The sequence below is a fragment of the Desulfobacter sp. genome (assembly GCA_028768545.1).
Classification (GTDB): domain Bacteria; phylum Desulfobacterota; class Desulfobacteria; order Desulfobacterales; family Desulfobacteraceae; genus Desulfobacter.
Map to the genome: position 1 here is coordinate 3237039 of CP054838.1, position 12165 is coordinate 3249203.

Below are 12165 nucleotides of genomic sequence, written 5' to 3' on the forward strand. Positions count from 1 at the left end.
CTTAAAAGGTCACCACTTCAGGATGGATCAATTTTTCCCCAAGCTGGTCTGCCCAGTCAGGCCCCCCGATCAAACAGGCCAGTTCCTCAGCAATATGGACAGGGACCAAATCTTTTTGACGGCCAAGACCCTGGACACAGGAGGGACAATTGGTCAAAATTTTTATTCTTTTTGATTTCTCATTATTGACCCGGGCCAGGGCATTCTTTTTTCTCAGTAACATGGCATGGCTGATGTCCGGCCGGGATAAGGCCATGGTCCCGGCTTCGGAACAGCAATAGGGCAACTGCCTTATTTTTACCCCTGAATTAGAGAGGATATCTTTTCCCTGATCCTTGAGAGAATCATGGCAGGGGGCATGGTAAAGGCAAGCATCGGTCCGGGGGACCTTTAATCCCTTTTCAATCACATACCCTGAGACATCTTTTATCTGGCAGCCGAACACATCATTGGCCCCAAGCTCTGCCAGAGATTCCATACAGGTACCGCAGGAGACAAGGCAGGCGGAAAATTCAAGGTCGTGAAACATATCCCTGATCTGGGAAAAGATAATAATATTTTCCAGAAAGACCTTGTCAAAGGCCTCTTTTTGGGCATTGACCCTTAAAGGGTAACCGCAGCACAGATAGGGCGGGGGCAGGATCACCCGATGCCCGCAGGAGACCAGCAGATAAATGGAGGCCATGGAGATTCTTGAAAACATCCGTTCACTGCCGCACCCGGGAAAATAAAACACCGTGGAAATCTCGTTTCCCATAGGTTCGAGCATAATGGCCTGGTTTCGTCCGCTGGAAGGCAGATGGGACCTAAGGGTGGTGAATCCTGTTTTAGAGACCGGGGTTCTCAACAGCTGGAATGTCCGGGTTTTATTCAAAGGACTGATCATGGACAGGGGTTTAACAAGGGTTGTGCCGGCGCGCTGAAGCATACCGCCGGCACTGAGCAGCCCTGCCCTGTATACCGGGTTCAGGGTTTTATCCTTGGTGGAAAGATAGGTTAAGCTCAACCGTGTAGACAAAGGCGTATGCTTAAAGTTCATCTTTTTAAGGATATCCCGTTCCTGGATGGAAATGGCCCCTGAATCAATGTTGACAGGACATTTATCCAGACAGCGGTGGCAGATGGTGCAGTGGTCGGCAATCTGCTCAAGATTTTTAAGCACCTTGAACCCGGTGGACTGGGTCCGCTGGGTAATATAAAGCAATGCCTCAATCAGGGCGCCCAGGGCCAGGTTTTTGTTCCTTGGATGGAAAAACATATTCTTGGCCGGGTAAAACACGGGGCACTCTGGCTTGCACTTGCCGCAGCGAACGCAATTGGCAATGCTCTTGGCAAGATCAGACAAAGAGCCATGCTTTAAAATCCTGGCCTCAAGCTCTAAAAGGTTAAACGAAGGGGTAAAGACCTTGGATAAAATATCAGGCTCCTCAAGCTTGCCCGGATTCATCAGCCGGGTGGGATCCACATTTTCTTTGTAATCAACAAAGGCCTTTTTTTGTTCAGGTTCAAGGTAGTTAAACTTGGTCACCCCGATCCCGTGTTCCCCTGAGACCACGCCGTTCAAGCCAATGGCCTTGGCCATGATCTTGTCTGCGGACATATTGGCACGGGCCATCATCTCCCGATCATTGGAGAACACCGGAATATTCACATGAACATTGCCGTCCCCTGCATGCATGTGAGTGGCAATGACGATCAACCGGCTTGAGGTGGTATTATAAATATTTTCCACATTTTCTGTCACCAGGCTGTAGCCCCTGAGCCGTTCTTTTACCTGGGAAAAAAAATTTTTTGAATGGATAGAGGCTTCCAGAGCGTCCCTTGAGGCAATATCCAGTTTCTTCCGAGTGGCATAGGCAAGATCTTTGATCCGCCCGACTTTCTGGGTCAGCCATTGAGGATCGGACAGGGGAATGGCCTTATCAAGGTAATCCACAATATCCTGGATAACCCGGGTCTGGTTATATTTTTTCTCTTCAAGATTGGTCTGGTCCACAAACCTGACAAAGTCGGCCAGGCTGTCAATGGGCAGGACAATATCCTCGTTGAGCTTAAAGGCATTGGTATGGGATGCAATGGCACCCAGCCGTTTTCTGTCCTCCCAGAACCGAGCGGCTTCAGCCTTGTCTGCTGCAATGGTGAACCCGGTTTTGTCATAGGGATCCAGAATGGATTTTAATTGGTCCATACCCTGGTCAAGGATATCGGCCTCATTGGAGACCATATCAATGAGCAGCACCGCCTTGAGCCGATCCCCCACAGACTGCTTGGTCTTATATTTTATGGCCTTGATATACTCCTCGTCAAAATGCTCAAGCGCGATCAAGGCGGGATTGCAATTGTTAAACTGAGCGCAGACCTCGGTGATCACCTGGCCGGCCTCGGTCATGTCATTGCCGAAAAATTCAATGCAGCAGGTCTTTTTATGGGCAAACTCAGGATAAAGAATGAACTCGGCCCAGGTGATAATCCCGTCGCACCCTTCTTTTTGCAGTCCTGGAAGCCCCCCAAGGGCCTTGTTGGTCACATCCTTGCCCAATCCTTTTTTTCTGATTTCATCTCCCCTGAGCCGGATGGTGTCGCAGAGATTGCCCTGTTTATCTTTGACCGTAAATACCAGTTCATCCTCGGGAAGAATCTTTCTCAACGGATGGTTTTGCCGCTCAACCTGATAGGCGTTTCCATCAGACATGGTAATCCTGTAAGCCAGGACATTATCAATGGCTGTTCCGTAGAGCACGGCCGTCTTTCCCCCGGCATTTTCCGCAAGGTTTCCGCCAATGGTGCAGGCCCAGGCAGAGGTGGGATCCGTGGCAAAGATAAAGCCCTCGGCTGTGGCCGCGTCCTTGGCATCCTGGGTGATCACCCCGGCTTCAATGGCCATGGAGGCATAATCCCCATGACCGTTGGTCTTGCGCTCCACCGGGAAAATCATGTTTAATTTTTCCGTATTGATCATGACGCAAGAGGGTGTCAGAGGAGTTGCCCCGCCCGTAAGACCTGTACCAGCTCCCCTGGGTATGATGGAAAATCCAAGCTTTTGGATCTTTTTGATCAGCTTTGGCACCTGGGCCTCATGGTCGGGACGCAAAACCGCCACAGGAGAAAACCTGCGCCAATCCGTGGCGTCTGTGGCATGGGCCGTGATATTAAACGGATCAAAATAAATGTTATTTTTTCCCAGAACAGGCCCCAGCTTTCGCTGAACCCGACCCTGATCTGCGGTCACGGCCCTGATCTGACGGACAAGGTCCTTTAAGGCTTTTTTACAGGTTTGCAGCACCTTTTCCACATCCGCGTGCCGGGCATGGGCCTCGATGATGCGCAAATCATTTTCAAACTCTGCAAAAAGCTGTCTGCGCTGAAGGGGATGCTCCACCAATTCCTGGAATAAAAAGGCATTTCTCTGGATAATAAAGAGATCTCCCATGAAACGATGCAGCAGCCTCGAAGAACGGCCGGTCCCTTTTTTGCCTTCAAGGGATTGAATGGTCTCCAGGGTATCAGATCCAAAAAGATGAGTGATAATCTGGTCGTCGTCTGCGCTGGTATAGTTGTAAGGTATCTTTCTTTTGGGATCGATCATTTTCTATAATTCAAATGTTGTCATATTGACCACAAGGTTCAGGTCAATGATTTCCTTGACCACCTCGGGCGGCACAGGCGTATCGGTTCTTAAAAATATGATGTTTCTCTGGCCGTCTTCCTCACGGCCCACCATCATCCTGGAAATATTGATATTGTGCTCTCCGAGTTTCACCCCGATGGAGCCGATGGAGCCGGGTTTATCCACGTTGTGGATAATGGCCAGATGGCCTTCAGGGATCACCTCAAGCCTGAACTTGTTGATCCTGACAATTCGGGCATCATCCTTTCCAAAGATAGTACCTTCCACAATATTGGTCTGCTCCTCGGTGGTCACAGTCATTCGGATGAGATTTAAAAAGTTGCCTGCCTCCTGGGATGTGGATTCAGTGATTTTTATTCCCATCTCATTGGCCAGGGAGATGGCATTTACCGAATTGACCGCATATTGGACAAACTGGGCTAAAAGGCCTTTGATGGCATTGATGGTCACCGGCTTTAAATCAAGATCCGGAAATTTACCAATATATTCGATATCCACCTGCTTGATGCCGCCAGGGGTAATCTGTGCCTGCATCTTGCCCATTTTATCGGCCAGATACAAAAAGGGACGAAGTTGTTTTAAAACCTCTCCTGTGACCGAAGGCACATTTACGGCATTGATCACGGTATCCTCCAGAAGATAGGCAACGATCTGCCGTGCGGCTGCAACCGCCACATTGGTCTGGGCTTCCATGGTGGAGGCGCCAAGATGGGGGGTGGCAATCACCTGGTCAAGCCCGAGCAAGGGGCTCAACCCGGGAGGTTCTGTTGAAAAGACGTCCAGAGCCGCACCGGCAACTTTTCCTGAAACAATGGCATCATAAAGGGCGGTTTCGTTAATGATCCCGCCCCTGGCGCAATTGACCACCATCACCCCTGTTTTCATTTTTTCAAAGGCCTCAAAATCCAGAAGATCAATGGTGGAATCCATTTTGGGCACATGGATGGTGATATAATCGGACCTTTCATAGAGATCGTCCAGACCCACATACTCAAACCCTGCCTTTTCTATATGCTCAGAAGAGATGTTGGGGTCATAGACAATGACCTTCATCTTCAAACCTTTGGCAAGCCCTGCGGCGATGGAGCCGACGTTGCCGAACCCGATCACCCCCAGGGTCTTGTTGGAAATTTCCCTGCCCTGGAGATTTTTTTTCTCCCAGGTCCCGGCCTTGAGAGAAGCGGTGCCCCGGGGAATGTTGCGAGTCATGGCCATCATCATGGCAATGGCATGCTCGGCCGTGGTCACAGTATTGCCTCCAGGCGTATTCATCACGGCCACCCCTTTTTTAGTGGCGGCATCAATGTCCACGTTGTCAAGGCCGATGCCTGCCCTGGCCACCACCTTAAGATTTTTGGCAGCTTCCAGCACCTCTTCGGTCACCTGGGTAGCGGACCTGATGGCCAAGGCATCATAATCAGGGATGATCCTGATCAATTCTTCACGGGAAAGCTCTGTGTTCACATCCACTTCAATGCCGTCCTGGCCACTGAATATATCGATCCCAGCCTCGCTCATCTTGTCGCTGACCAGAATTTTCATGAAGTTTTCTCCTTTTCAAAAGATTCCATGAATTCCACCAGGGCATACATGCTTTCCATGGTGGCGGCATTATAAATGGAGGCCCTGCAGCCGCCCACGGAACGATGGCCTTTAAGCCCCCCAAGACCGTGATCTGTGGCCCGCTGAACAAATTCTTTTTCCAGGCTCTCGTCCGGCAGACGAAAGGTGACGTTCATCAGAGATCTTGAATATTTTTCAGCAGTTGTCCTAAAAAAATCACTTCCGTCAATATAGTCGTAAAGAATATCCGCCTTTTGAATATTGTAGGCCTCCATCTGTTCAAGGCCGCCAATCTCTTCTTCTATCCATTTTAAAACAAGTCCAATGGTATAAATCCCGAAACAGGGCGGGGTGTTGTACATGGAATTTTTATCTGCATAGGTTTTGTAGGCCAGCATGGAGGGAAGGTTGGCATTGGCCGTCTCAAGCAAATCCTTTTTCAAAATCACCATGCAGCAGCCAGAGGGCCCCAGGTTTTTCTGGGCGCCGGCATAGATCATGCCGAACTTTTCCATGGGCAGGGGTTTTGAAAAAATATCAGAAGACATATCACAGATAATGGGCACGCCATGGGTGTCAGGAAATTCAAAAAACTGGGTTCCCTTGATGGTGTTATTGGAGGTGAGATGAACAAATTTAGCACCCGTGTTAAAGGGGATTTCCTTGGGAATATAGGAAAAATTTTTATCCTCGGAAGAGGCCACCACATCCACGTTCTTGCCCTGGATCTGGGCCTCTTTAACCGCTTTGGCAGACCATGTCCCGGTATTGACAAAATCCGCCCGGTCATTCTCACCTAAAAAATTCATGGGAATCATGGCAAACTGCATGGAAGCCCCGCCCTGGATAAAGAGGACATGGTAATCATCCCCTATATTCAAAAGGCGCTTGGCCCGGACAATAGCATCATCAATAACCGCATCAAAATAGGAAGATCTGTGACTGATTTCCGTAACAGACATGCCTGAATTTTTAAAGTTGAGAAACTCTGCCTGGATCTCTTCCAGAACAGTCAGGGGCAAGGCAGCGGGACCGGCATTGAAATTGTAAATTCTCTGATCTGTCATTTTAAAATTCCTTTTAATTAAGAGGTTATGAGTTAATTTCCCTTGTTTTGTGAAATTCAACCCCAGGCCATTCTTCCATGGCAAACCCGAGCTGGTACTCGCTGGTGGTTAAAAAAGTAAGCCGGCCTTCGGCATCTCGTGCCAGGCTCGACTCGTTTTTCCGTAAAAAATCTTTTAAAAGGGCGTCATCTTCACAGGTGACCCATCTGGCAACGGAAAGGTCAATGGATTCATACCCTGCCTTGACGCTGTACTCTGCAGCCAGGCGGGCCATGGTCACATCAAACTGGAGCACACCCACGGCACCGATGATATGCATATTCCCGTTCAGGGGACGAAAGACCTGGATGGTGCCCTCTTCTGACAACTGGGTCAGCCCCTTGGTCAGGGCCTTGGCCTTCATGGGGTCTTTGAGCATCACCCGCCTGAAATGTTCCGGAGCAAAATTGGGGATGCCTAAAAAGGTCAAAGGTTCCTTGGTGGTAAAGGTATCCCCGATTTTTATGGTGCCATGGTTGTGGATGCCGATGATATCTCCCGGATAGGCTTCTTCCACATTGGACCGCTCCTGGGCCATGAAAATGGTGGCATTGGCAATCTTGATATCCTTGCCGATACGGTGGTGTCTCACCTTCATCCCCTTGGTAAACTTGCCTGAACAGATCCTAAAAAAGGCAATTCTGTCCCGGTGTTCAGGATCCATATTGGCCTGGATCTTAAAGGTAAAGCCTGAAAAACTCTTTTCCCCGGGATTTACATCCCTTGTGGCTGTCGGCCGAATGCCCGGGGGGGGCGCAATTTTAACAAAGGCGTTCAGCATTTCTTTTACCCCAAAATTATTGATGGCAGACCCGAAAAATACCGGGGTCTGGGTTCCGTTAAGATACAGATCCAAATCAAAAGGCTCGGCAGCAACAGAGACCAATTCCACATCTTCACGCAACTGGTCGGCCTGGGACTGCCCTATAATCTCATCCAGCCTCGGGTCTTCTAAGTCTTGGATCAAGATTCCCTCATCATCCTTGGGGGAGTATCCAGGAGAAAAAAGGCCCAGTTCCTGACGTTCAAGATTATACACCCCTTTGAACCGCTTGCCCATGCCAATGGGCCAGGTCAGGGGGATACACTCGATCTGGAGCTTGTCCTCAATGTCCTGGAACAGGTCCAAGGGCTCAAGTCCTTCCCTGTCCAGTTTATTGATAAAGGTTATAATGGGGGTGTTGCGCATGCGGCAGACCTCCATGAGCTTCTGGGTCTGGGGCTCAACCCCCTTGGCAGAATCAATGATCATAACGGCACAGTCCACGGCCGTAAGCACCCGATAGGTATCTTCGGAAAAATCCTTATGCCCGGGGGTGTCCAGAAGATTGATCTCATAATCCTTGTAATTGAACTTCATCACAGAAGAAGAGACTGAAATCCCCCTTTCCTGCTCAATGGAAAGGAAATCTGAGGTGGCGGCTCTGGCCACCTTTCTTGACTTTACAGCGCCGGCCTGCTGGATTGCCCCGCCGAAAAGCAGCAGCTTTTCTGTCAATGTGGTCTTGCCCGCATCCGGGTGGGAGATGATACCAAAGGTTCTTCGTTTTTCAATCTCCAGTAACAACATTTTTTCTATCGGCTTTTCCATGGTTTCAGATCCCATTAAAAAACATCCTTGTATCCTAAAAAATTAAGGGGTGGAAATTTAGCAATATTTTGAAACAGAATCAAGCCCTTAAGCTGGTCTAACACAAAATAAAGAATAAATTCAAACGAATAAAATTTGAAGGGATTTTAAGTTTTTATCAATTTGTATGGTAAAAAAAGAAGATGCCCTTAATCTTCATTATGATCATGCATCTAAACCCATGCAAAACAAAAAAGGTCCTGATCGATTTTCTTTCTCTCCATTTTATCCTCAATCCCTGGGACAGGGGGTTAAAAAATGTATTAATATCATATCTAATCTCTTTTTCAAACCATGATCTTGGTTCATTTTTCACCTGGGCTTTGAATAGTGCTTTGAACATTCCATAAAATTTGCTACACCTTTTTTAAATTCTTCATCAACACCAGGGTAAGGAAAATATAATGACCCGATCTGAACACAATATCCATTTCACAGCCTTTCACCATGCCCTTTTATTTTCCTGCATTTCAAAATCAGTTCTGGACAGTATCAAAACAGAACAGGGGCAAGCACTCATCCGCTCCGGGGTCAGGCGATACGGGGAACAGCGGGGGCACCGCATGGCCCTGAGGGCCTTGAAAAACAATCATTCTTTGACCATGGAAAATTATCTGGCCTATGGAGAGTGGACAGTTGAAAAAAAAGAGATGGAATTTAAATTTGCCCAAAAAAATCCCCATGCACGGATGATCGTATCCAAATGCCCCTGGAACCAAGCCTGGCAAACCCAGGGCCTTTTGGAATACGGCAAATATTTTTGCATGGAAATTGACCAGGCCCTGGTCAGGGGATTTAACCCGGACCTTGAAATCCAGGTCAACTCGACCCAGACCCAGGGGCATGACACCTGTGATTTTGTGTTCAAGCAGGCCCGTTTATCCATTTTCCGCCTGATTTGCCTTCTCTATAAAAAGAAAATCCATCCCGGAAAAAAAGCTGTCATGCCCTGGGAATACCATGCCGGCCATCTGTACAAAACCATGAAAGAAACCATTACAAAGGCGTTGGGCACCCAGGCAGATCTGATCATGGCCCAGGCCCTAGCAGCCTTTGCCCGCCAATTTTCCAACGCCCACGCCGCCTGTATTAAAACCTATGAAGATGTGGATTTTAACATTCTGCCGGACTAAGTCCGCGGACCAGCGCAGGGCCCCCAATCATCCCGATTAAAACCACCTGGGCAAATATCAACATAGTTTCCAAACGGTGCCACCAATCCCGACATGGATGCCCAAAATATTTTCATAAAAATTTTGGAACAATAAAGAGTCTCTTTCACATTTGGAGATATTTAAAAGGATCCGCCCTGGGCCTTTGTGAGTGAAAGATAATGTTGTGAGTCTATCAGCTCAATTAAAGGATTATTCGCCTGGATGGATTCCTTTGAAATTTTATAGGTCATGGAGGTAACCATGACACTGGATTTGGGATCACATCGGGTCTCTCCTCCTTCTCCGACAACCATTTGTACGCCCAGAGTTGAAGAAGAGGTGACAAACCAGTTGCCCTCTTCATCCGGGTAGGCATCATGAAGGATGGAGGTCATAATTTTCCCTTCATCGGATCCGCTTACGACCATGCCCCCCAAGGATCTGAAAGAGTATGCTTCCATGAACCGATTGATACCGTTCTGGTTCATGCAGAGACTGACGACTTTTGCAAGCTTGGTGTTTACCTTGTCTTTTGTATCTGTAAATGCAGATACAAACTTGGCAACAGACTTTTTAGGTTCATCTCTTGAGAGGACCTCCCCTTTGAGCCGATAGCTTGCCCGGTTGATATCTTTGTGAAAGGTGGCGCTAAGACCGGTGGTTTTATCAATGCCGTCTCTGTTGAGATGATCAAGTACCCCTTGTTTGTCATTGTTGCGAAATTCTTGAATATCAAAATCAGGGTTCACCAGTTCTTGTGCCAACCGGGATTCAGGATCCAGTCCCCTTTCATCTGATGTCAACCCGATAGTGGGCAAAAGGACATCCGGCGGCAGGAGGCCGACAGCGTTCTCACTCAAGGCAATCTGATCGTTAATCATGCCCGAATCCATGTCGAGCATTTCACCGACCACCTCAACCAGGCCGCGCTGAAGTTCCTGCAGCTGGCGAAATTCCATGCCCACCTCATCAAGGGGTGCATGATCCATGGCATGAAGCAGGTCTTTACCCGCTGGACTTGTCAAAGCATCAAAAAGTCCCTGAAGATCCTCTCGTGAAGTACCTGCCTGGGCCACTTTTTCAAATTGATTGACCAATACCTTGACATCATTGGCGCTGAACTGTGTCCAGCAGCCCATGGATCTTGCCTTTTCCTGGCAAGGGACAAGAGAGGGCAGTGTTGTCTCTTTGATGGATCTAAAGACCTCAAGTGTTCCCTTCATATCTCTGTTATTTAAAGCCGTTGCCAATCCTTTGAGGGAGGGTGCAAGGCTGCAGTTTTCCTTGAATTTTTCCACCTGAACCGTATCCATTCGCTGGGTATTGGCCAGTTCTTTGATGCTCTTGAGCTGTTCTGAAGAAATCCCTTCAAGGCTGTCCAGCATTTTCAAGGCTTCAAGATGTCCTGAGAGGGCTTGTTCACAACGTTCTTTAACGTGGGAGGTTAAGGCTGGCAAAAGTCTATCGAGTTTGGGCTCACAACCTAAAAGCCTTGTTTGATTGGAAGACATGATGATCTCATTGGTTAAATCCGAGGCAATGGCCTTTTTGACGCTGTCGGGAAGCGGATCACTCATGTTCATTTCACCCATGAGGCGACCCAGGGTTTTGTTGAACAAGGATTAAGGATTTTTCCGATCCAAAAGCCCAAAGGTTTTCTCATCCACAAGTTCCTTGCGGATAGATGAGATCAAACCGTTGGAAGATAAGGCTTGTTTGGTTTTATTGGCCATAATCGTATTAAGTTGATCCGGCTCAACCACATCCTGATCCTGAATTTCTTTTAAAAGATCCAGTGCTTCGTTGGCAATGGTGACCATCTGCTCGTTGGAAATTTGCCCTTTAGAATACTCCGGCAGGTCCTGGCATTTTAGGCGGAAAAGTTTTTCCAGGCATTGTGCCGGTCCCGGCTCTAATCCATCCTGCCATTGACTTTTACCGTGAAGGTTGATCCCTTTGTCAAGGAAAAGACCAACCATATCTTTTTCCCCACCCAAACGCAGACCGCCGGTGGTTGAATTTTCCAGAAACCGCATCATGGTAAAATTATTTTTTGCCTTCAGGGCCTTGGTTGCCTGCTCGACATTTTCCATGGCCCTGGTAACCGTTCGTGAGGTCAGGGGCGTTCCGCTGGTCTGATCAATATCTTTCATGGCCATATCGGCAATTCGGGGGCCGAATTCATTCTGAAGGCAGAGCATGAAGCTTTGCATCACCTAGCGGTTGGAAACCTTTAAATCATCTACCTGCTGATGATACTCATCCATTTGGGCACGTGCCTGGCGAACGCCTGAAAAATGTTTCAAAAGCGGCACATTGCTCAGAGAGACTTTGAAGCTGGTCCATTTTCCAGGGGGATTCAAGGGTTGCCTGAGTTGGACCTGATTTCCCTGACCAATGCTGAATTCATTGCCCATACGGTTTAGTTGCTCGGCCTGGCGGGCCGTATTTTGAAAATTGCGAACATTGAGAGTCATTGATAAATTCCTTTTGAAAGGCAGCAAAGTTATCTATTTATAGAATTATCCAGATAATGATTCTTAGACGTATTGAATGTTTGACTGAAACGGCGGAGCTGATTCCGTGGTTTTAGAATCCGGGTTTGATTGAGTCTGGTTTTTCATCTCAGATATTTTATTTTTCCACTCGCTAGCCTTTTGCACAAAATTATTGCAGATGTCCTCAAATTTGCCTGAATCAAGATCGTTAAGCTGATGGGCATAGCTGATCAGTATCCCCCCGGTCTCCTCCTCCAATGAAAGAGTGGCACCCTGGGTCCTGTACCAAAAAAAATTGGCAGCCAAAAGCTTGCGCAACAAGAATTCGCTTCCCTCTATCGGCAGTTCATCAAGGTAAACGTAAAGCATCATCCGATCCTGAATTGCATCATATTCCATATTAAGCAAAATATTGTCGTCAAAAAGCAGGGCGGCATAATTTTGTTCATTCAGTGTCATGTCCGGCAGGGTCAGCGTTTTACCCAGTTCGATAACAAGTTGATTGGCGATATCACGTTTATCCATAGCAATCTCCTGGTTTAATTTTTACTAGTTTGATCTCATCTTTAGGGTCGGCGCTTATTTT

The 12165-nt window shown here is 47.8% G+C and carries 9 protein-coding genes; 1 reads left to right on the plus strand and 8 read right to left on the minus strand.

From position 1 onward, the window contains the following. Position 1: 1 nt before the first annotated feature. The 4 genes from HUN05_15720 to HUN05_15735 are packed head-to-tail and all read right to left on the minus strand — an operon-like array spanning position 2 to position 7903. Positions 2–3586: a DUF3683 domain-containing protein gene (locus tag HUN05_15720; GenBank protein ID WDP86395.1), complete on the minus strand. Its 3585-nt coding sequence runs from the start codon at positions 3584–3586 to the stop codon at positions 2–4. 3 nt (positions 3587–3589) lie between these two features. Beyond that, positions 3590–5170 (minus strand): phosphoglycerate dehydrogenase, encoded by a 1581-nt coding sequence (locus tag HUN05_15725; protein ID WDP86396.1) that lies wholly within the window; start codon positions 5168–5170, stop codon positions 3590–3592. Continuing rightward, entirely contained in the window at positions 5167–6258 is a 1092-nt protein-coding gene (serC, locus tag HUN05_15730; GenBank protein WDP86397.1) for a 3-phosphoserine/phosphohydroxythreonine transaminase, read from the minus strand. The genes HUN05_15725 and serC overlap by 4 nt, the downstream gene beginning before the upstream one ends. Before the next feature lie 25 nt (positions 6259–6283). After that, positions 6284–7903, minus strand: coding sequence for a peptide chain release factor 3 (locus HUN05_15735; protein WDP86398.1), 1620 nt, complete (start codon positions 7901–7903; stop codon positions 6284–6286). Positions 7904–8331: 428 nt separating this feature from the next. Between HUN05_15735 and HUN05_15740 the strand changes: the two genes are divergently transcribed. Further along, complete coding sequence (locus HUN05_15740) at positions 8332–9060, plus strand: L-2-amino-thiazoline-4-carboxylic acid hydrolase (GenBank protein WDP86399.1); 729 nt, start codon at positions 8332–8334, stop codon at positions 9058–9060. A gap of 161 nt (positions 9061–9221) precedes the next feature. Here HUN05_15740 and HUN05_15745 read toward each other — a convergent pair whose 3' ends face one another. The 4 genes from HUN05_15745 to HUN05_15760 form a co-directional block, all read right to left on the minus strand. Beyond that, complete coding sequence (locus HUN05_15745; GenBank protein WDP86400.1) at positions 9222–10673, minus strand: hypothetical protein; 1452 nt, start codon at positions 10671–10673, stop codon at positions 9222–9224. Between the two features lie 30 nt (positions 10674–10703). Continuing rightward, complete coding sequence (locus HUN05_15750) at positions 10704–11282, minus strand: hypothetical protein (GenBank protein WDP86401.1); 579 nt, start codon at positions 11280–11282, stop codon at positions 10704–10706. Positions 11283–11297: 15 nt separating this feature from the next. Then, entirely contained in the window at positions 11298–11558 is a 261-nt protein-coding gene (locus tag HUN05_15755; GenBank protein ID WDP86402.1) for a hypothetical protein, read from the minus strand. A gap of 63 nt (positions 11559–11621) precedes the next feature. Beyond that, positions 11622–12104: a type III secretion system chaperone gene (locus tag HUN05_15760; GenBank protein WDP86403.1), complete on the minus strand. Its 483-nt coding sequence runs from the start codon at positions 12102–12104 to the stop codon at positions 11622–11624. Positions 12105–12165: the final 61 nt, after the last annotated feature.

Coding starts and splice junctions, on each gene's coding strand:
- HUN05_15720 (WDP86395.1), bottom strand. CDS start 3,586: ATGATCGATCCCAAAAGAAAGATACCTTACAACTATACCAGCGCAGAC.
- HUN05_15755 (WDP86402.1), bottom strand. CDS start 11,558: ATGACTCTCAATGTTCGCAATTTTCAAAATACGGCCCGCCAGGCCGAG.
- HUN05_15750 (WDP86401.1), bottom strand. CDS start 11,282: ATGCTCTGCCTTCAGAATGAATTCGGCCCCCGAATTGCCGATATGGCC.
- HUN05_15740 (WDP86399.1), top strand. CDS start 8,332: ATGACCCGATCTGAACACAATATCCATTTCACAGCCTTTCACCATGCC.
- HUN05_15735 (WDP86398.1), bottom strand. CDS start 7,903: ATGGGATCTGAAACCATGGAAAAGCCGATAGAAAAAATGTTGTTACTG.
- HUN05_15760 (WDP86403.1), bottom strand. CDS start 12,104: ATGGATAAACGTGATATCGCCAATCAACTTGTTATCGAACTGGGTAAA.
- serC (WDP86397.1), bottom strand. CDS start 6,258: ATGACAGATCAGAGAATTTACAATTTCAATGCCGGTCCCGCTGCCTTG.
- HUN05_15725 (WDP86396.1), bottom strand. CDS start 5,170: ATGAAAATTCTGGTCAGCGACAAGATGAGCGAGGCTGGGATCGATATA.
- HUN05_15745 (WDP86400.1), bottom strand. CDS start 10,673: ATGGGTGAAATGAACATGAGTGATCCGCTTCCCGACAGCGTCAAAAAG.